Origin of the sequence: Paenibacillus aceris (assembly GCF_017874035.1) — a bacterium.
Lineage (GTDB): Bacteria > Bacillota > Bacilli > Paenibacillales > NBRC-103111 > Paenibacillus_E > Paenibacillus_E aceris.
Genome location: NZ_JAGGKV010000022.1, coordinates 80,021 through 100,661, shown reverse-complemented (window position 1 = coordinate 100,661; position 20,641 = coordinate 80,021). Strand labels below are relative to the sequence as shown.

Here is a 20,641-nt window from a genome sequence, read left to right as displayed (position 1 = left end):
TTCCTCCCGTTTTCCTAATGAACTTCTTGCGCGTTATCAAGTACCTCCCCGTGTAAATCACGGTACTGTCCAGGCGAGCAGCCAACCTTGCGCCGAAACAATTGCGTGAAAAAGGCCGGGTCCTCATAGCCTACACGCTGAGCAACATGAATCACTTTTTCATCGCTTTCTGCCAAATACTGCTTCGCCCGATCAATCCGGATCTCATGAATCCGCTCCGTTACGGTCTGATTGGTTTCCTGCTTAAACACCCGGTTTAGCTGCCTGCTGCTCAAATTAAACAGATCGCATAAGTCGGGGATGGTCATTTTTTTATCAAAATGGCGCTCCAGAAATCCGGTGATCCGACGAACGAGTATCGTGTGATTCGCTGAGCGTGAGCTCTTTTTCTCCTTGTTAATGGAATCCGCATAGCAGCGCGACAACAGAATGAGCAGCTGCAGCATTTGCAGCTTAATGATCGTTAAATAGCCAGGTCGGTGTTGTTCCCATTCTGCAATCATCGTTTCAAGCAAAGTAAGCACATGATTCGATGCCTGCCCCATCAAATTCAGCCTGTGATGAAAGCGCTCTCTAGGATTTAAGAAAGGATGCACATAATAGTAATCCATGGACTGCGACACGCCTAATTCCTTCAGCAACGACTCATGAATCAGCTCAGGCGTAAATAGACAATTAATAATCTCGATGCTTGTTCCCGGCTCTGTACGGTACGTATGCACTTCGCCAGGATTAATGATAAACACATCCCCCGCTTGTATACGGTAAGATTCTCCTTCAAACACATGCTCCGCCTGACCGCTGACGACATAAACCAGCTCAATAAAGTCATGTGAATGGACCGTTGGCATATTCTGCTCATGATGACTGCAGCGATTAATCGTAAACGGGATTTGCTTATCCTTCATAAATTGACTTTGTCGCAGAAGATTGACCATATGTACATTTCCTTTCTGTGTTTCTATCTTTATCATAAGGCATACAGTTCAAGCTTTCATTGTGGTTTCAGCCATCTTACAAGGGGATTGCGCCATTCAGCCGATACTAAACCTGAATGACATTGATGAACTTGCGCTGCAGCAGCTGGACATGATCAACAGGCGTTTGCTCGTCGGTAATCAGATGATGAATCTGGTTCCAGGCGCCGATCATGGTAAAAGCCTGCATATCAAATTTACTGTAATCCGCAAGAACAAATACTTGCTCCGCCATACCAATCATTTTCCGTTTCACCCTTGCTTGCATTTCATTTGACTCGCTGATGCCCCGTTCCATATGTACACCTTTGCAGGAAACGAACGCTTTATTAACATGATACTCCTCCAAGGCCGCTTCCGTCAGCGGCCCTACGAAAGAAAGCGAATTAGGCACAAGGATACCTCCTGTGCTGATGACGCTGACATTCTTTTTCTCACTAAGAACCAAAGCGACCTTCAAGGAGTTGGTAATGACAGTGAGAGGAATATCCGGCAGATGAGCCGCCAAATGCCATGTCGTTGAGCTCGCATCGAGGACGATGCGATCGTGCGGCTCCACATATTTGACAGCTTGGGCCGAAATACGCTGCTTCTCCGGCACATGCACCGTTTCTCGCAGCTCGTATGACGTTTCAGACGTTTGCGGCTGCAGGCGGATCGCTCCGCCATAACTGCGCAGCAGTCGCCCTTCGCTCTCCAAGCGGTCCAAATCCCGGCGGATCGTTTCTTCGGTAACCCGGCATATCTGGCTGAGTTCAGTGACGCGCATGCTTCCCCGCTCGTTAACCAGCCGTAGAATGTGCTGAACCCTTTCCGCGACTAGCATCATCAAACACCTCCCTGAGCCTCAGATTTCCGATTCGATGTATAGGCACAACTAGCGGGCTTGGTCAAACGCAATCACCCGATCGCGAATTTCACAGAAATTGTGGATATTGACATATTCCAAAATGAACGGAACGCCTTCTGTATGCTTATGATACAAATTCAGCAGCTTCCCCCAGTCAATATCCCCGTCCCCGACACATCGGCCGTACGTATCATTGACTTTGCGATCCTTGCCATGAAAATAAGCCAGATGCGGCGTTAAATACCGGAACATCTCCTCTTCCGAATTATTCGCAATTAAATTCGCAGGATCCAGGAGCACTTGAACGTGCGGCGATCCTACCTGCGCCAAGAAATCGGCCGTTCGTTTGGCACTTGGCACAACATCCAGGACGCATGGCTCAAGCGCCAACTTAATGCCGTAGTGTCCCGCGCGTTCACCAAGCCAGCTAATCTGCTGTTTCAGCCGCTCGAAATCCTTCTCATACGAATCCGCTTGAATCCCCCGTTTTCCCGGGATAAATCCACACTCTGTCGCAACGACCGGCACGCCGTTTCCCGCTGCAATTTGCATATGCCGTTCAAAATAACGCAAATTTTCCTCCATTTCCTGTTCATCGGTTTCCAATAAATTCGTAAACACGCCAATCGAGGCAACTTCAATGCCTTGTTTGCGGTATGTTTCTACGATTTCTTGGCTTCTTTTATCCGTTAGCTCACTGAGATCACTCCGTCCGTTGTAACGCCAATAGTTGGAGTCTGTTTGCGAGAAGCAAAGCTCTGTCCATCTGAACCCATGCTCAGCCAGCAGCGCTGCTACCTCTTCGTTCGATAACTGCGGAAAGCTGCGTGAAACGACACCTACATCCATATGGGCCAACCCACCTTCATCTGAAATTATCGTAAGGCCCGCCTGCGAGCCGCACTTATGGCAAACCAACCTAACATGAGAGTTAAAACGCCTTCAAGAATTAAAAAAAGCATCATATGCGTTTCAAAAGGCACGCTCAGCAAAATATGCGAAAGGAAATTACATATAAACAAGAGCCCTAGCTGAATCGCCAGCAGCATCGCTGAAGCTTGCAGCACTTGCTTAGCTTCCGCTTTCTTTTTCAGCGGCTCAAGCTTTTCCAATGGCGTGTATTTTTTGTGGAACTGTTTGAGGTAGTGCGCCGGACGGATAAGCTCTGTATAACCGCGCCAGCCTTGAATCGCGAAGCGGATCAAGACACCTCCGTATGGACGGTCAAAGATCAGCTTGAAGTTAAGATCGTCGATAACTTCCAGCTTCATCGGAGCCGCATCGGCTTCACCGCCGCCACGCAGCCAAACCGGGAAAATCGGCGTCAGCTCAGGATCGTTCAAAATATCCTCAACCGTAAACCGAACATCTTCCGTTGTAACCGGCTGGCCGTCCGACCATTTCATCCCTTTACGCATGGAGAAAGTGAACGTTTTTGGGTCATCGCTGACTTTGTAGTCTTTCAAAACGTTACCTGTGATCTGATCACCAAGAATACCCGGTGTGTTCAGCAGCGGTTCATTGCTCATGACGAAAACGTCGGCATCCCAGTTCGGCGCAGATGTAACCGTTCTCAAAACACCGCCGTATGTACCGATTTCATACTTCATTTGGCTTTCCGGTATTTCATTCGTGAATTTATAATCGCTTGGCAAGCGATCTTTCACGTGTGGCAGCCCTTTTGACGCTAGAAACGGAGAATCCTTAAAATCTGTCAACTGCGCAGGCTTTCCGCCACCACCGTCAGGCGCTTTGGTTGGGTCCGGTGCTTTCGTTGCTTGTACCGCAGCAGTCGTTGGCGCTGGCGTTGTCGATGCTGGACTGTCTTGACACCCCCCAAGGACAAGCGTCAACATGAGTGCTGAAACCAGGAGTAAAATAATCGACTTCCTCCTTGACTTCATTTGCAACCCTTCGATTTCCTAAAATGTTTTTGAGTTTGTGGACTCATCCTCATTGTTATGGTAAATGAACCCAATAATCAACCTTATTTTCTGAAAATTCACGAAGTTCACTAAACTCACTACTCATCGTTAAGATTCGACAAGATTAGAGCGGACTAGCTGCCCATGCATAAAATACAACCGCTATCAATAGACCTTCGACATCGTTTGCCGCTATGAAAAATAGAAAAAGCGGCCTCAAAAACGCGGCAGTTTAGAGACCGCTTAAAGAGAAACGCTAGACTCACAAGATGAGTCAGGCAAACCCAAAGAAAGTCCCACAATTTCACAAACCAAAGTCCTTCATGCATGGCCCTAACGCTGTTGCCGGAATCCCGTACCACCGCAGCTAACTCAAAAAGCCCGCCCCCGAATCGGAGCAGGCTGTTCACCTAAACGTCGTGCCTCCACGACGCCATTTTATAATAATAAGCAGCTTCAACTTTGCCACTTTGCCACTTTGCACACTTCATTCTTGTTGCTCCAACATCCTCGGCCCTAGCACCCTAGCTCTTACTCACATCTGCTTTCGAAGCTGCTGAGGCGTCATGCCCAAGGATTGCTTAAACAGCCGGAAAAACTGCGTCTTGTCCTCATACCCGACACTGCGTCCGATGGATTCGACAGAATCCTTCGTTTCCAGCAGCATCCGTTTTGCTTCTCGCAGCCTGACATCGTGAACGTATTCCGTGAAGGTGAAACCCAGGCACTCTTTGAACATTTTGCTCAAATAGTACGGGGAGTAAAAACTTTCTCGCGCTAAGTCATTCAGCGTAATGTTGCCTGCATAATGCTCCTCAATATAGGACAATAACTGAGGAAGCATGTGATAGGCCGTACGCAATTCCGAGTTATGTAAGTTTTCTTGCATCGATCTGAACATCCGCGTCAATAAAAGAGTCGCGTAACCATGAAGCATGGCCAGGTAGCCGCTCTTTTTACCGCAGTACTCCATGTACATCGTTTCGAGCAACTGCTCGACCTCAATCATGCTTTTCCCCCTGAACGTGACGTGCGGCGAAGGTTTGGCAAGTGAGTCCTTAAATTCCTGAAAAAGCTTGAGCGGGAGAAACTCGGAAGCGGTTTCAGTCGTATGCAGATGATTGCTTAAAAACTCGGGATCGAACAAAATGTTCATATACTGCATATTCTTCTGAATTTCAAAGGCGTGCCGATCCCCAACATTCATGAAAAAAAAGTCTCCGCGCTGTACGGCAAACGACTTCCCGTTCACTTGATGGTAGCCGGCGCCCTGCCAAATATAGACCAACTCGATAAAATTGTGCGTATGCTCCGGTTCATTGGCCAGTTGGTGAAGTTTGTAAATGGCAATTTTCTCAGCCTGCTGGATGTAGTCAACGGATTGGTACATTTTCATCTGAACAACACTCCATTCATAATGGTCATGTTAGCAGCTGTTTGTGTGCGTACCAGCCTCTTCAGCATATCACATTACATATGAAATCGTTAGATGAAGATATGCTTAATTACAATGGTCAAAAGGCTTATTTTCATAGGCCGATCATGTCGAACGGTCTGAAAATAAAGCCCCAAAGCGTACACCTTGGAGCCCCTGATTCCCTATTCCGTTTTCTTGTACAACAAGGACTCGCCTGGTTGAAATATATGAAATTTCTGTCCCGGATACTTCTGATACAGCCGTTCAACAAACGGCGAAATGCCTTCACTGTTATTGGCATACATATCGAAGTGAACCGGAACCACGGTATCGAACTTGAGATACGCCGCCAGATCCGCTGCTTCCAAAGCATTCATATTGCCAACGACGCCAAGTCTGTTGCGGAAAATATCCCGCCCATTAATCGGCAAAAAGCCTACATCAACGCTAAAACCCGACAATGCTTCAATCAATTCCTCCGTCAAAAGCGTATCGCCCGCATGATAGAGGCATAAGCTGTCCCATTTTAACACGTAGCCTAAATAATGATCCCAGCCCTCTTCATCCTGCACACGCGCTTCATGCCAGGCCGGAATCGGCTGAATGCGCAGCTCGTCTGTGAACTGCCACGGCTCATGAACTCCAAGCGCCTGCAGCCGGTCTCGAGCAATACCCATAGCCTCCAGCGCGGGTAAGCAGGCTTTGGGAGCACCGAACCGACAGCCCGGAGATGCCTCCGCGATAGCGCGCAGCGTGCCCGGATCCATATGATCCATGTGATCATGCGTACACAGGACAAGGTCCAAGTCCGTCAATGTCTCGGGCTTCACCGGAGGCGCATACCGCCTCACCCAGAACCCTTCCGGAAACCCGGAGAGCAGATCGACAGAATTTGTCAAATAAGGATCAATCGCGATAGCCATGTCGTTTTTGCGCAAAATAACGCCAACTTGTCCAATATACTGAATTGTTAATTGATTAGATTCAAATAACATGAGACTACTCCTTCTGATGGTTGTATTGTGCTCCGAATGTATGTGTCTTCGTCCCTTTTACACCGGGCTTAACGGCAAAAATGCCTCCGGCATAGGGCTGATCCCCCGCTTGATCTTTCTCCAGCCCTTTTCGTGCCGTCGTTATATATAAGGTGTCTAACCCTTCCCCGCCAAAAATACAAGACGTTACTTTCGCTGCGGGGACCGCAATGCTATCCAGTTTAACGCCTGTTCGGGGATCCCAGCGCGACACTTGCCAACCGTCCCAGTGTGCGATCCACAGCATCCCTTCCTCATCGATCGTCATGCCGTCCGGAAACCCTTGTTCACTGGCAAAATCGATCAACGTCCTAGGACGGCTGATTTCTCCTTTTTCAGCATCAAAGTCAAAAGCTAATACCAGCTTTTTCATGGAATCAATATAGTACATCTCGTTCTCGTCAATGCTCCAAGCGATCCCGTTAGATACACCGACTCCTTCGTAAACTTTGCGATAACTATAGTCCGTTTCAAGCACATAGAGAGAGCCTGTAGCCTCTTTTTCAATGATTTCCATCGTTCCCGCCCAAAATCGGCCTTGTCCATCACATTTTCCATCGTTAAAGCGATTGGAGGGCAAGTGATCTTCAGGATCAACGAGAGGCGTTCGTGTACGCTGCTGTAAGTGATAAGACTGAAAGCCGGATTGCGTCGCGAGGACAACCTCATCATTTCCAGCGCATACGACTGCACCGACATATTCCCCAATCAGAAAGGATTCATTCTGGCCAGTCTCAGGATCAAACCTGCAAAACTTTTCACCTAAAATATCAACCCAATACAGCGCTTTCTGATCCTCATTCCAGCATGGTCCTTCTCCCAAAATGGCTTTGGCGTCCAAGACAAGCTGCACGTTTTTAGAACCCATTTGGCATCAACTCCTCTACGTTATTGTAAACCGTCCTCTGGCGAATTGGAAGAAGCAGGAACGTCTTTCCGCAAAAAAAGAAAGGGCTTTCCCTCCGTCATATCCATGACTTATAGGAAGCCCCTGCCATTATATTTAAGCTTTTAAAAATGAAATAGCATCAAGCAAAAATGCTGCAAAAGCGGCATCTATTTTTTTGCCGGATTGAGCCCGAACATGTTGTTCAAGAGCATCCAGCGCTTGTTTGACACCTTTATCATCCAAATGCTTTTGCAAAGCATCGATCATCATCAACAGGCTGTTATAAATGCCGTTATTCGTAATCCAACCTTGTTGATAAGCATATCGAACGGCCTCATCCAAATGCTTGGCATCCATGTTCACCTTCAGCACGTAATTCTCGGTCGTTGTATTCCCGGCAGCATCTGCTGACTCCACCGTCACTTGATGGTCGCCAATATGCAGCGAGAATGGTTTGAACGTATAGGGATCGCCGACACTAACACCGTCCAATTTCAATGACTTGGAAACTACGCCGCTTCCCTCATCGCTGATGTTGAAGTTCAGGCTGCCGCCGTCTGTCCAATACACGTCCATCGTGACAGAAGGTGTTATGACAGGTCCCTTGGTATCAATTTTGACTTCGGCTGTTTTCACCTGCTCTTGATTGCCGGCTTGGTCAACGCTATAGTAACGAAGCTGATGAACGCCATCCTCAGAAACCGTCACCATATTACCTTCTATAAATGCGCCACTATCCAAGCTGTATAGTGTTTTTTGCACGCCGCTGCCAGCGTCGCTTGCCGTCAATGTTATCGTTTGCGCTGAACGCTGCCACCCGGATTTCGCATCATCTGTCGTGACAGGGGCTGCACCATCCTTTTTGAAAGTGATGACATGCGTCCTGCCGAAAGAACCGGCAACCTGAATGTTGAGCTTTAGCGTCGGCGAAGATTGCTGTACCGAGATCGTGTCATCCCCGCTAACAAGCGTTAATCCCGTCTTGTTCAACTCCAAGGAAATCGCGTTTTGCGCTTGCGTTGGATCGGAAACTGCAATTTCAAGCTCTGTCTCTGATTCCTTAACCATGACAGATGCCGGATTGTAGGCAGTGATGCCTGCTGCTGAGCCCGGGTTCCAGAAATTAGCTGCCGTGATCCCAAGCTGCTTCTCTTTCACCGCATGCACATCCGCCGTATTGCTGACGATCTCGACATTCGGCGAGTGGCTGTAAGCCTCCGTTGCAGTGGCATCTTTATGAGGCAGCATGACATAAGCATAGGAGGCATTCGAAGGGGTTTGCCCGTGTTCGAAAGCCAAGCTAACATAATTTCGCGTAATTGGCGTGTCCGATTGACCGCTGTTGATCTCTTTCCAACTGCCGGTTCTTGCTTCTCGCAAACCATAGATGCTAGAAGACTCTGGGAAGTAATAACCGATATCGGAACCCGGCACATTGCCGGCTAAATGAGCCCAGTTTACGTTATTTACCGTTCCCGACCAGCCAAGCTGGCTCGATTGGACGGAGCCGTTGATCGTTAGAGCATTGTCTCCGGCATCATTGAGCTTACGATTGTCGATGATCGTTTCAACAGGTGCAGTCCCCGCCGTACTTTTGGAAATCCCTGCTCCTAGTGCAACGATTTCATCATCGAACATGAACCACGATTTCTTGCCTTGCAAATTGCTTCCTGTCACTTTGTCCATGGAAAAGTCCATGCCTGCCGCACCGTAAAGGCCATCGATGGATGAGCCGCCGACCCAATTTTTCGAGTTCATGTACGATGTCCACTCGCCTGGCGTGACGCCTTTCCCGGACTGATCGGTCGTTGTACCCGGCAAACGGAAAGAATCCACTGTCGGCCAGAAATCATTGCGGTACTGGTTAAGATCCTGATCGTACAGGAAGGTCATTCCGATTCCCGTATACCAGCCTTTTAAATTTTCGTTATTTCCTTTTTCAAAAGCAGAAATCCGGTTCGAAAAAAGGCTAAGTCCAAAGCCATATCCGTCACGCAGATGGACGACCCGGTCCATTCCCGCAAATACTTGATTAAGCTTCAATTCTCCTCTTGGCTGTATGGACGAATTGTTCATCAGCTCTTTAATCAGCGTCAGTTCATAGATCGGCAGTCCATCCACATAATTGGCATAGGTCGTATCCGTCAAAATCCATTCTTTCGCCATTCGTTTAATCGATAACGCGATATCCGCAGGCGCTCCTTCTGCTAACCGAAGCAAGGTTGTAATCGTGCTTCTGGCACTGCCTGATGCTTGTCTGGAAATGCCTCTTCCGTTGACCATATCCATATAAAGTCCTTTATAAATGACAGGTTCAAACGTATCGGAAACCCATTTGTACACATTGTTAACGTTAGGATCTGTAACCGGCCATGGAGAGCCGTTAAGCTCGTAAGTCATATCTGCTGCCCGGTTTAACCACACCGCACCATACCCCGCTGTGTATGCGATGTTCGTATGCTGTACAAGCGAACCGTCCTTGTAAACACCGTCTCCGCTATTGGTATAGATGAATTCCGGGCCGATGGCATCGCGTCCTTGTGTAATTTTTGCGCTGTTATTGCCGATCACACCCCGCATCGTTACAACCAGGGCTTTGTCCAGCAAATTAGCGCCAGTTTCGACCACGTTATTGAGGGTTCGTTTTTTCGGATCCGGGACAAATCGGTCGAGAGCTTTCATATGCTTCGTGATCTGTGTTGGCGTCAAATACTCGTACATCAGCACGAGAATATCATTCATAATTTGCGGTGCGCCGATTTCCCAATCCCACCAGTTGCCGTACTCGGTTTTGGATTCGTTGTAACGGTTAGTGTTCAGCCAATCGAGCGTGCTTAGGATATCGCTCTTCAGAGCCTCATTATGATATAAGCTTGAGCCCTTGAGTGAATAGGCGAGCGCCATCGTCCTCAGTCTGCTGTAAGCCGTCGAGACTTGCGCCGAATCCGTCGTGCTGGCAAGGTCATTCCAGGCAAGCGTTCGATTTGCTGATTTATTGAGCGTATCCCACAAGCCGGTAGCATTCGTGTTCGTGACGCTATCCACGATTTTCGTCAAGTTGGCGGAAATGTCGGGATCTGCGGGATCGTAATTCGTGCCGCCTGTCAGCTTGCTGAACCATTTGGCCCGAAGCTGAGCGTACGATTGAAACAGCTCTGCAGATTCAACGTTAACGACACATTGTGCTGAGATCGTTCCATCCGGCGTTGACACCGTAATCGTAGCGGAACCCAGCCCTGCTCCCGTTATATGACCGTTGTTGTCCACCGTTGCTACGCTAGGGTTCGTTGAGCTCCAAATGACCGTCTTGTCCGCTGCATTCGCTGGAACAAAAGTCGGAGCTAGCGCTGACGTTGCCCCCTGCGCCATGGAAAATGCCGTTTGATCCAGCGAAATCCCTGTAACTCCGTTATATTCCTCCAAACTAATATCATCAAACCAAACTTTCCCCTTACCGGTTTCAAGGAACGGTTCGATCACCAGTTTCGTTACATTTGCAGGAATCGTCATAAAGACTTGCTGCAGCGTCCAGTCCTTCGTGCCGAGTAATTTGGCGGATGCAGGTCCATCTCCTACTTTGCTCGTGTTATAAAATTGCGTCCGGAAATAAGCCCCTGTCCCCGTCACATTCTCCGTTTTTACCCACACTTTAAGTCGATAGGACTTGCCGGCTGCCACTGTCAGCACGCTCTGATTCACTGAAATTCGGCTTGTTGCAAAAGCGTCAAACAAAATAGATTTGCTCCCTTCATGATAGGTCGTAGAGTCCAAAGATACATTTGCCGTTTGATTCGGCGCTTTCCCGCTTCCTGTTGGAATCCATAACCCCCAACCGGCCGGAGCCGGACTGGTGATACCGTTCCAGCTTGCATCCGGCGTCGTTGTTGTTTGCTCGAAGCTGCCATTGTTCATCAGATTGACAGCCGCAGCTTCCGCCTTAGGATAAGCGCTTTCATAAAAAGGGAGGAAGGAAAGCAGCAGACTTGAAATCATACTGACCGATAATAGCTTACTCATTTTTCCCATAACAATCACCTCATCGACATATTTTCATATAAAGAAAACAATGGCTAGCGAATCGTTACACGAGGGAGAAGACTCCCTCCCGTTCATTGTCCGCTATGATGAAAACTCAAATCTCGAAGCTCAACCTCCCCATCGCTTTGGGTGATTTCAAGAATCACACCGCTTACATAGACAGCTGGAATTCGGATGATCACTTTATGACCGATGTTTCGTCCTTCATAAACAGTCACAGCCCTTCCGCTCTTCTTGGTGATGATCGTGACGGCAAAGCTTCTTACATGCTCACCCTTCGTCAGATCTTCCTGAATCACAATATGATCGAGTAAATGCGGCTCAGTTGGCTCATAGATCCAAGTGTTGTTCTTTCTTCTGCATTGCTCCATGGTGCCAATCGGGCTGCCAAAAACACGGCGAATTTCCGAACCGAATTCCAAAAGACGCTGCGTATCCTTCACGGGAAATAAACCTTGTCGATCGGGGCCGATATTGAGCAGCAGGTTGGCTCCCCGTCCAACGGAATGATAATAGAGCCCCATCAGTTCTTCGATGCTTTTTATCTGATGCTCGTCGGAATCACTGTAAAACCAATTGGCCCGCAGCTGGACATCGCACTCTGCCGGCAGCCAAAGCTGGCCGTCCAATTGATCCTTTTTCTCCGTTAAGATCGAAAATTCCGTAGAATCTACGACATTCCAGCACGGGATCGGTGCAATGCCATCTTCATTGCCAACCCAACGAAAGTCAGGGTCTCCCATGTTAAAAATGAGAATGTTCGGCTGCATACGGCGGATCTCGCCGATGATGCGTTTCCAATCATATTCATGACCTTCGGAGCCGCAGCCGTCAAACCAAAGAATATCGATGTCACCATAGTTCGTTAAAAGCTCGGTAATCTGGTTGACAAAATAATCATCATACGCCTTTGCATCTTGTGCATAGAAGTCAGCCGAGCCGTCAAAAGGCGAATAGTACAGCCCAGGCTTCACATCATACTTACGGCATGCGCTTACAAATTCCTGAACGACGTCGCCTTTCCCTTCTTTCCAGGGCGTTCCCGCTACCGAAAAGTCCGAGAATTGCGTCGGCCAGTTCGAGAAACCGTCGTGGTGTTTGGCAGTCAATACCGCGTAATTCATCCCCGCTTCCTTGGCCGTCCGTATCCATTGTTCGCAATCCAAGCCTGAAGGCTGGAAAGCAGAAAGGGACATCGGTCTTTCATCGAAATCGATATACCCTTCATAAAAGGTACGCAGTCCGAAATGCAAAAACAATCCAAATTCCCAGTCTTGAAAAGCAAGCTGTTTGGAAGTGGGAATTACCTTGTGTGACGTTTGCATGTCATCCGTCCTTTCTTTTCAACTCGCTTTTTTATCATAAAAGAGACTTGTTCATATGGGCAATCTTCAATTCTTGCAGCATGCTGAAAAAAAACGACGATTCCTTATAATAAAAAAAGCCGACTAGGCAAAAAAAGCCTATTTGAATCAGAACCCGATATCCCTTTGCAGGGACAATCGGGCTCTGCATGAAGCGACGATTATTTCTTCATTTTTTCTTTGTAGGCATCATTCGTTTCTTTCACATGCTGCTGGAAGCTCGGATCGTCTTTAAACGTTTTGACAAATTTGTCCCAATCCTCTAGGGAATTTTTGCCGATGATCACGTTAACGAGCATGTCGTTAAGCTTCTTATCCCAATCTGCGCCTTTCTCTTGGAACGGTGCCGTTTTGGTTAATCCGTAAGTTGGATCTGGCAAGGAACTGATCGAATCCACTACTTTTTTGTTTGCCTCAAACACGTCGCTCGGAATCCCCGTTGTCTTGGCTCTGGAATATTTATCAAAGTAACCTGTTACCCATTGCCCCGTCGTATCACCCGAATATCCTTTTTTCTTGCCTTCCTCTGTTTGCTCAACAAAACCGTCTGGTTTTACTTTATAATCAACGTCTTGAGTCCCGTAAACAGCCAGATTATAACCATCAACTGTCGATGTATAATCAAATACTTCAAGTATTTTCTTTAGTTTAGCTTCATCAACTGATTTTTTATTGATCAAGAATTGGCCGTAGAAACCGCTGGCTTGTTCATAATATGCCTTACCATCCGGCGCTTTCGGAAGCTCCATCGCAATCAGATTCGCTTTCGGATTCGCTTTTTGCAGCTCAAGGTTGTACTTGTAGGCATCTACGACGTTCGCGATCGCAAGGCCGGCTTTCCCGGCAACGAGCATATCCTTGAATTGAGCTGTCTTCAGCACAGGGAAGTCAGGCATAATGCCGCCGGCTTTGAAAGCTTTGTTCCAATAGGCAAGCGCCTCTTTGGCCTGCGGTGTCCACCAGTATGGAATCAGACTGCCGTTCTCATCCTTCCACTTTGTTCCTGTACCGAACATGGACAACAAATAGCTTGCCGGTCCCGGAGATCCAGCCATTACAGCGCCATAAGTGTCGGCTTTGCCGTTACCGTCAGGATCTTTTTTAGCAAATGCCTCTAGGACATTATAAAGCTCATCCGTCGTTTTAGGCGGCTGCATGCCCAGCGTATCGAGCCAGTCCTTGCGAATTAGCATGGACTCATGGCCATCAAGCGGTCTGACACGCGGAATGGAGTAAAGCTTCCCTTTCACGGATGCGTTTTTGAACACGTTTTCAGGAAATTTAGCCAAATTCGGATAGTTTTTAATATAGGACGTCAAATCCCAAAAAGCACCTTGATCAATGGCATTTAGAAAAGCCGGCGTATAATTGAAGTCTTCCACGAAGAGAACGTCCGGTAGATCTCTGGAAGCAAGCAGGGCATTTAACTTTTCAGTGATTTGAGCCGAAGGTATCCAGCTCAGTTTCAAATTCATATTGAATTTCTCGTTTAGCTTCTTGACAGCTTCCAATTCCCCCGTAGGTGCGGCTGCGAAGGCTAGCGTCGTAACTGAAATATCTGTAGGAGCAGTTGACTTGCTGCTGGCCGAGTTAGCTGCCTTTTGACCTTCGGTAGAAGCATTTCCGCAGGCTGCTAAAGTTGCTGTAAGCGCTGCGGCTGTCATCAGAACTGTGAATTTTTTTACCATCGTTTTCATATAAAGACCTCCCGTATATTATTCCCAATCTTATCATTCCTGTTTTAGAAGGAAAACTTCTTGTTCGGCCATTCGTATTGAAAATCGCATCCCCCCTTTCAAGGATGGAAAGCCCTCGGCTTACCCTTTCACGGAGCCAACCATCATGCCTTTGACAAAATATTTTTGCAGGAAGGGATAGACGATCACGATGGGCAGCGATGAAACGACGACGGCAGCCATTTTGATCACTTCCGGAGGCACGGTTCGCTCACTCTCCAGCATAGCGGCCACAGACGGATCTCCCATTTGCGAAGCTGAGATTAACATCATTTGAAGCAGTACTTGCAAAGGTCTCAGCGCATCTCGATTGATGTAAAGAACGCCGCTAAAATACGTGTTCCAATAAGCTACAGCGTAAAATAAGCCAAATGCGGCAAGTGCCGACACGGATATAGGGAGCATGATGCGGATAAAAACGCCGATATCGGAGCAGCCGTCTATTTTGGCTGCTTCTTCCAGCTCGTCCGGGATATCTTGATAAAAGTTTTTCATTAAGAAAACATACCAAGCGCTTGTTAATGCAGGCAATATAAGCGCCCACACCGAATCCATCAGGCCAAGACTGTCCACGAGCAAATAGTTCGGAATCATGCCCGGATTAAAGAGCATGGTCATCAATATCGCAACAAGGAAAAACTTCTTCCCTTTCAACCTTTTTCTAGATAACACATAAGCAAGCGCGCTAGTAACAATCAGGCTTAAAAGTGTACCTACGACCGCCAAGAAACCGCTGACTCCCATCGCATTCACGAACGCGTTCGTCGAGAAAATAAATTCGTATGCCGACAGACTCCAATTGTCAGGAATTAAGACGAGCGACTTGGCTAGATATTCGGAAGGATCCGTAAAGGAAATGATGACCACATAAATGAAAGGCAGCAGCGTGGCAAGCCCGAATACTGTTAAGACTGTATAGTTCAAAGCGTTGAACACTTTTGATCCCAAGCTGTTATTCATGTCAGTAAAGTCCCTCCTCGCCAAATTTTTTGGCCACGCGATTAGCTGTCACAACGAGGATAAGTCCTACAACGGATTTGAACAGACCTGCCACCGTCGCGTAACCGAATCTCCCCTGCTGGATACCAACCCGATAGGCGTAGGTGTCGAACACATCAGCCAAATGCGCAACAGGTCCGCTGCTCATTAAGTAAATTTGCTCAAAGCCAACGTCCATCACTTGTCCGAGACGGAGGATGAGCAGCACAATAATGGTCCCTCGAATACCAGGCAAGGTTACATTCCGCATTTGCTGCCAACGGTTTGCACCGTCAATTTGCGCGGCTTCGTATTGTTCAGAATTGATGCCTGCCAGAGCTGCTAGAAAAATAATAGTGCCCCAACCAGCTTCCTTCCAAATGCTTTGTGCCGTCAGCATCCCCCAGAAAAAGTTTGCATCCGTCAGGAATTCAATCTTCTGACCGCCAAATTGGACGATAAGTTGGTTTATCACGCCACTGGCTTGCCCAAAGATCAGAAAACAAATCCCCACGATAATGACCCATGAAAGGAAATGCGGTAAATAAACGACCGTTTGCACAATTTTTTTGAATAGAAGACTTCTCACTTCATTCAGCAGCAGCGCCACTATGATGGGAATCGGGAAGAAAAATACGATATTCAGCAAGGAGATTGCCATCGTATTGCGAAACAGCAGCATAAAATCAGGATTCGTAAAAAATTCGTGAAAATATTTAAACCCGACCCACTCACTGTCCCAAAACCCTAAGTATGGGGAATAATTTTGAAAAGCAAGCAGCAGTCCCCATAGCGGAAAATATTTGAATACTAGGAAAAACAATAATCCTGGCGCCGCCATAAGATAAAGATATTTATCACGTTTAATCGCGGTCTTCCATTCTTGGACCCATGTGATCGGGGCACCTTTTTCTTGTTTGATTTCGTTTGGCTCCGTATTATGCAGCCGCTCCACTTGACCCTGTAACATCTTCCTCACCCTCTTCATGTCTTTGGCATCTCGATAGCTTGCTCCTGAACAGATCGTACCTGACCGTAGTTGAATGAACAATGAACAATTCTTGTGCTCAAAAAAGCCTCACGCAAAAAAAGAGAACCCCCTATGTTATGGGGCTTCTCCCTGGATTCATGCACTTTTCTTGTCACTTAACGGAGCCGTGGAACAAAATATGGGCATATTAGTTTGCGCTATCGGTCCCCCGGAATTGCCCCGGTGTAACCCCCGTATGCTTTTTAAATACACGGATGAAATTTTTAGTTTGGTAGCCGACTTTTTCGGCAACGTCCGAGACGGACAAATCCGTTGTCCGCAGTAGATCAATCGAGCTTTCAATTCGAAGCTTCGTTAAAAATTCAATAAAGGAGACATCCATTGTCTTTTTGAACAGCTTGCTTAAATAATGAGGACTTAATCCGCAAATCTGCGCACACTGATCGAGCGACAAATCGAAGTGATAATTGTCTTCAATGAACCGGACAACTTTGTGGATTAACTGCTCATGCTCCTGATGCTGCTTGCCAAGCACATACGCTGTGATTGGAGACACCAGCTCTTCTTTGAACCACTCGTTCAATTCACGAATCGTGCTGATCTTGCGGATCTGCGTATAAGGGTCAGCTTCTGCCTCGTCTAGCAGCTTCGCCGAATCGACTCCGAACAAGTAGGCTGTTCGAATAGCGGCTGTTAGCAGCCTGTAATACGAAATTTGAATGAGCTCGGGTTTATGAATAGCCTCCTGCATCGACTTGGCGAACTCGTCCAGCATCCTCTCCGCTTCATCTTTATCGCCAATCTGCAAGGAATTTTCAAAATGTGTCTCGATTTCGATCGGATAACGATAATGAAGCTCCGAATCGCTGCCGCCTGTATGGGTGATCACCTGATTATCTCCTACAAGGATGCGTGAACGGACGGCTAGAACCGCTTCTTCATACAGCTCAGGCACATCCGAGATCAGATCGCTCTGTCCGCTCATGCCGATTGTCACCGGAAGATGCAGATAATCGGACACTAGCCCTCTAAGCCGGTCGATAAACGATTTGACGTCAGACGATCCTGCCTCTTCTTGTTCCTGCTCATAGAACAGCCAAACAGCAACTTGATCATTTAGCAGATTGATGATAATTCCTTTTCTGCTATGTGATCGCAGCAAATCATCCACGATATTTTTCACAGCGAAAACAATTAAATCACGGTCACTTTCCTGAAAACGCGCAGGACGATCCTGCTGCAAATCGTAGGCAATGACAAAGATACAATTCTCTAGTACGGCAGGCACGTCGTATCTGCGCAGCATAACGTCCAACTGCTCCTCAGAATAATGAAGAAAGCGTCCCTGTAAGAGCTGCAAAGCAAAAATTTCCCGAATCATTGGCACTTGATCACTCAATTGCTGTTGTAATTCATTCGCCTCACTGCTGAGTTCCATCCATCGCCTGTGCATAAAACCAACTTCGTCCGCATCCGCGTCAACCACCTGTCCGCCTTTGACTTGGGTAACGAGATTCTGGATGGGGCGATAAACACGCCGAGTCCCCCAGAAAGCGAACAGAGAACCAAGTACAAGACAGATGGCGACAATGACCAGCGTAATAAGGGCGATACCGTTCGATTTGGCGCTCAACTCCTTAACAGGCACGAGATTGATATACTGCCACTTGTTATAGTCGGAAGTAATCGGAGTAACCATATAGCTGGTGCCATTTACTTCAAAAGTAAACCGCGGCTGCTCCCGTTTTTGTGCGACGATATCCAACAAACCACGCGGAACAAGTTCTCCGCCCGTTGAAGTAACGAGATCACCTTGTGCATTTAGGATATACATTTGCTCACCATTGTAACTTACAAAGCGGTCCATTATATCTTTAAACAGTGCTTCATCTATATGTATAAATAACAGACCAGCAGGCTTTTTGGCGAGCAGCGGCACTTTACTGATCAATGTCACGCCACTTACGTTGTAACCAGGCAAATTCGGGTAGGGACCTGTCACCCATTTGATCTGATCCTCGGATTCAAGCTCTTTCCGCAGGGCCTCTTGTTGTTGGTCACTCTCTATTCTTCTGCCGCCGTAAATAGAAGAAATCAAATAGCCTTCATCCGGCACGTACATCGCGACGTCGCTGACTTCTTTGTTTCCGCTTTGCAGAGCGGACAATTCTCTTGAAATGCTGGAATAAAAGCCGGAATAATTCGTGCTCTTTAATTCTGTCAAATTCGAGCTGAAAAAACTGCCTAGCATCATTTGAATGGCATTGTTTTGTATCCGATCCAGTGTCGAATCAATAGTTGATGATACGTTATTCAATATGCGGACATTCGATTGGTTGACTTCTTTTTGCATGGCTGATGAAGAAAATAAATAACTTCCGAAGCCAACGGCGAGCACCGGCACGATTGTCGCGAACAAAGCTAAGGTCACCATATTGCGAAAAAACGTTTTGCGCTGAAAAAAGCGTTTCCAATAACGTTCAAGCAGATTGCTCATTGCGAACACCTCACCAACAGACTAATGAGCATTTTAAACGGATATTGGCATGAAATCAATCCTTTGCACGAAAAAGAAGATAACCATCTTTGATTTCGATGGTCATCTTCTTTGTAAAATCATATCTTCCTTTAGCACTCGGCTCCGGTCATTTCGTTCGTGAAGAAACGTTTATACTCCTTCGGCGTTAGTTTGGCAGCCGACTTGCCAACATAATGAAACTGCAGAGCGCGGCGTTTCTTAGGGGACAGATTGTAAGGGGTTCCATGTTTCAGCAACCCATGGAAGAGGAGGACTCCGCCCGGCAGCAACGGCACCGCGACATCCTTCTCAATATCAACATGCGCATCGCACAGCTGCCAATCGCGAACGGCGTAATGCGGCGTTGCACCGTCCGCTTGCGAGCCGGGTATGACGTGCATGCAGCCATTATCGAGCGCAGCTTCGTCCAACGCAATCCACACGCCGACGACTTGTTTATCGTAGGCAAGGTTCCCGTAGGCCATGTCCTGATGCCAAGGCTTTTCCCCTCCGCCGTGAGGAGGCTTAAGCAGCGCCATGTCCTGGACTAGCAGCGGCTCATCGCCAAGTATGTCATGAACGGCAGCCATGATCTCCGGATGATAGGCAATTTGCCGCAACCGCTCCTCGCAGTCAACAAACTCGTGCACTTTGCGCACCGCTAATTCGCGTTCTTCATGAGTCCTCAGTTCACTGCTCGGTCTTGAAAATTGAATTTGCGCCCCTTTGACATCGACAAAAATGAGTTCATGCAGCGCATCTTTAGCCGTTTGGATCTCGTTTTCATTCAAAACATGCTCAACAGCCATGTAACCGTCTCTACGATATTTCTCTAGTTGCTGCCTGTTCCAATTGGCAAACCCTTGGAGCTTATCTGCGATATGGTCGTATCGATACAGCTGAGCGGAGATTTCTTCAGGCGAATTCACTTTCAACATACGGGATAACCCCTTCCGTTTAAATAATTTGCTTGTTTATAGCTTTATTATAGAAACGGAAACCATTAAAATAAATGCATCAAAGCGCATAACTATTTGCACTATTTTACATATATTTGGAGGTTACTTCATGTCTGTTTTCACATCGCAAGAACTCATCCTTAACGAATATTTCGGCAAAGTCATTTGCGAACCTAATTGGAAATGGAGCCGCAAGGAGGTTCCCTTCCATGATTATGATTTGTGGTATGTATGGGATGGCGAAGGCGAAGTGACGTTGAATGGCACCCTGCATCAAGTGCGCCAAGGGGACTGTTTTCTCTTTCGTCCCGGCGATTTTACCAGCGCCAAGCATAACCCGGAACGTCCCTTAACCGTGACTTTCATTCATTTTGCAGCAAAGAGGGACGATCATGCTTACCTTAACGGGGACGCCATATCCCAGCTGCCCTCTCTAGTCAACTTCGACCCGGCCGAAGCCCATGAGTCTTATTTGGACAGGTTCATTCATGTTAGAATGTCCGGGGCTTTTGGGCATGAGGAGGAAGCCGTGATCCTGCTTAGGCTGTTGCTGCTGCTTTTTGAACGACAGTCGCCGGCCAATCAATCCCAAGTCGATCCTGCCCGCCGCTCTTTGAATCGTGTTATGATGGACGTCGCGTCTCATATCATGCAGGATCCCAGTCATCAGTATAGTATCGATGAATTAGCTCAGCTCGCTCATCTTTCACCCCGGTATTTCTCGTTAAAATTCAAAGAAGTCATGGGTCAAACGATCGAATCCTATATGATTGAAAAAAGAATAGAGCGAGCAACCTATCTCCTTAAACTCGGCATGAATGTTAGCGAGGTTGCGGAAGCGCTGGGCTACAGGAGTATTTATTTTTTTAGTAGACAATATAAGAAGGTAACAGGAATAACGCCATCCATGATTCGAATTCGCTCCTGAGACATTTTTCTTTTTGGCATCTTTCGTGCATCGTGAT

At 47.3% G+C, this 20,641-nt stretch carries 15 protein-coding genes; 1 reads left to right on the top strand and 14 read right to left on the bottom strand.

All coding sequences use genetic code 11. The annotated features are described in order from the left end of the window. Positions 1-14 precede the first annotated feature (14 nt). The 14 genes from J2Z65_RS28265 to J2Z65_RS28200 all read right to left on the bottom strand — a co-directional run bounded on the left by J2Z65_RS28265 (position 15) and on the right by J2Z65_RS28200 (position 19,655). On the bottom strand, positions 15-938 hold the full coding sequence (locus tag J2Z65_RS28265) for an AraC family transcriptional regulator (RefSeq protein ID WP_167068451.1): 924 nt from the start codon (positions 936-938) through the stop codon (positions 15-17). A gap of 106 nt (positions 939-1,044) precedes the next feature. Then, entirely contained in the window at positions 1,045-1,803 is a 759-nt protein-coding gene (locus tag J2Z65_RS28260; protein WP_167068661.1) for a DeoR/GlpR family DNA-binding transcription regulator, read from the bottom strand. A gap of 51 nt (positions 1,804-1,854) precedes the next feature. Beyond that, on the bottom strand, positions 1,855-2,676 hold the full coding sequence (locus J2Z65_RS28255; RefSeq protein ID WP_167068454.1) for a sugar phosphate isomerase/epimerase family protein: 822 nt from the start codon (positions 2,674-2,676) through the stop codon (positions 1,855-1,857). A gap of 26 nt (positions 2,677-2,702) precedes the next feature. After that, entirely contained in the window at positions 2,703-3,731 is a 1,029-nt protein-coding gene (locus J2Z65_RS28250; protein WP_167068456.1) for an ABC transporter substrate-binding protein, read from the bottom strand. A gap of 556 nt (positions 3,732-4,287) precedes the next feature. Further along, complete coding sequence (locus tag J2Z65_RS28245) at positions 4,288-5,148, bottom strand: AraC family transcriptional regulator (protein ID WP_167068459.1); 861 nt, start codon at positions 5,146-5,148, stop codon at positions 4,288-4,290. Between the two features lie 203 nt (positions 5,149-5,351). Then, entirely contained in the window at positions 5,352-6,164 is an 813-nt protein-coding gene (locus J2Z65_RS28240; RefSeq protein ID WP_167068462.1) for an MBL fold metallo-hydrolase, read from the bottom strand. 4 nt (positions 6,165-6,168) lie between these two features. Beyond that, entirely contained in the window at positions 6,169-7,071 is a 903-nt protein-coding gene (locus J2Z65_RS28235; RefSeq protein ID WP_167068465.1) for an SMP-30/gluconolactonase/LRE family protein, read from the bottom strand. Between the two features lie 135 nt (positions 7,072-7,206). Continuing rightward, the gene (locus tag J2Z65_RS28230) at positions 7,207-11,118 is read right to left on the bottom strand and encodes a polysaccharide lyase family 8 super-sandwich domain-containing protein (RefSeq protein ID WP_167068468.1); all 3,912 of its coding nucleotides are present in this window, start codon (positions 11,116-11,118) and stop codon (positions 7,207-7,209) included. Between the two features lie 83 nt (positions 11,119-11,201). Then, complete coding sequence (locus J2Z65_RS28225; RefSeq protein WP_167068471.1) at positions 11,202-12,455, bottom strand: alpha-L-fucosidase; 1,254 nt, start codon at positions 12,453-12,455, stop codon at positions 11,202-11,204. 200 nt (positions 12,456-12,655) lie between these two features. Next, a complete protein-coding gene (locus J2Z65_RS28220; RefSeq protein ID WP_240160079.1) occupies positions 12,656-14,191 on the bottom strand; it encodes a type 2 periplasmic-binding domain-containing protein in 1,536 nt (511 codons plus the stop codon). Positions 14,192-14,311: 120 nt separating this feature from the next. Beyond that, positions 14,312-15,190, bottom strand: a complete 879-nt coding sequence (locus tag J2Z65_RS28215) for a carbohydrate ABC transporter permease (RefSeq protein ID WP_167068474.1) — start codon at positions 15,188-15,190, stop codon at positions 14,312-14,314. Position 15,191: 1 nt separating this feature from the next. After that, the gene (locus J2Z65_RS28210; RefSeq protein WP_167068477.1) at positions 15,192-16,178 is read right to left on the bottom strand and encodes an ABC transporter permease; all 987 of its coding nucleotides are present in this window, start codon (positions 16,176-16,178) and stop codon (positions 15,192-15,194) included. 208 nt (positions 16,179-16,386) lie between these two features. After that, complete coding sequence (locus J2Z65_RS28205; protein ID WP_167068480.1) at positions 16,387-18,696, bottom strand: AraC family transcriptional regulator; 2,310 nt, start codon at positions 18,694-18,696, stop codon at positions 16,387-16,389. Between the two features lie 131 nt (positions 18,697-18,827). Continuing rightward, positions 18,828-19,655, bottom strand: coding sequence for a phytanoyl-CoA dioxygenase family protein (locus J2Z65_RS28200; protein WP_167068483.1), 828 nt, complete (start codon positions 19,653-19,655; stop codon positions 18,828-18,830). Between the two features lie 130 nt (positions 19,656-19,785). Between J2Z65_RS28200 and J2Z65_RS28195 the strand changes: the two genes are divergently transcribed. After that, complete coding sequence (locus J2Z65_RS28195; RefSeq protein ID WP_167068486.1) at positions 19,786-20,604, top strand: AraC family transcriptional regulator; 819 nt, start codon at positions 19,786-19,788, stop codon at positions 20,602-20,604. Positions 20,605-20,641: the final 37 nt, after the last annotated feature.

What these genes read in the sequence shown, in the direction of transcription:
- J2Z65_RS28265 (WP_167068451.1), bottom strand. Translation starts at nt 938, where the DNA reads ATGGTCAATCTTCTGCGACAAAGTCAATTTATGAAGGATAAGCAAATC.
- J2Z65_RS28260 (WP_167068661.1), bottom strand. Translation starts at nt 1,803, where the DNA reads ATGCTAGTCGCGGAAAGGGTTCAGCACATTCTACGGCTGGTTAACGAG.
- J2Z65_RS28255 (WP_167068454.1), bottom strand. Translation starts at nt 2,676, where the DNA reads ATGGATGTAGGTGTCGTTTCACGCAGCTTTCCGCAGTTATCGAACGAA.
- J2Z65_RS28250 (WP_167068456.1), bottom strand. Translation starts at nt 3,731, where the DNA reads ATGAAGTCAAGGAGGAAGTCGATTATTTTACTCCTGGTTTCAGCACTC.
- J2Z65_RS28245 (WP_167068459.1), bottom strand. Translation starts at nt 5,148, where the DNA reads ATGAAAATGTACCAATCCGTTGACTACATCCAGCAGGCTGAGAAAATT.
- J2Z65_RS28240 (WP_167068462.1), bottom strand. Translation starts at nt 6,164, where the DNA reads ATGTTATTTGAATCTAATCAATTAACAATTCAGTATATTGGACAAGTT.
- J2Z65_RS28235 (WP_167068465.1), bottom strand. Translation starts at nt 7,071, where the DNA reads ATGGGTTCTAAAAACGTGCAGCTTGTCTTGGACGCCAAAGCCATTTTG.
- J2Z65_RS28230 (WP_167068468.1), bottom strand. Translation starts at nt 11,118, where the DNA reads ATGGGAAAAATGAGTAAGCTATTATCGGTCAGTATGATTTCAAGTCTG.
- J2Z65_RS28225 (WP_167068471.1), bottom strand. Translation starts at nt 12,455, where the DNA reads ATGCAAACGTCACACAAGGTAATTCCCACTTCCAAACAGCTTGCTTTT.
- J2Z65_RS28220 (WP_240160079.1), bottom strand. Translation starts at nt 14,191, where the DNA reads ATGAAAACGATGGTAAAAAAATTCACAGTTCTGATGACAGCCGCAGCG.
- J2Z65_RS28215 (WP_167068474.1), bottom strand. Translation starts at nt 15,190, where the DNA reads ATGAATAACAGCTTGGGATCAAAAGTGTTCAACGCTTTGAACTATACA.
- J2Z65_RS28210 (WP_167068477.1), bottom strand. Translation starts at nt 16,178, where the DNA reads ATGTTACAGGGTCAAGTGGAGCGGCTGCATAATACGGAGCCAAACGAA.
- J2Z65_RS28205 (WP_167068480.1), bottom strand. Translation starts at nt 18,696, where the DNA reads ATGAGCAATCTGCTTGAACGTTATTGGAAACGCTTTTTTCAGCGCAAA.
- J2Z65_RS28200 (WP_167068483.1), bottom strand. Translation starts at nt 19,655, where the DNA reads ATGTTGAAAGTGAATTCGCCTGAAGAAATCTCCGCTCAGCTGTATCGA.
- J2Z65_RS28195 (WP_167068486.1), top strand. Translation starts at nt 19,786, where the DNA reads ATGTCTGTTTTCACATCGCAAGAACTCATCCTTAACGAATATTTCGGC.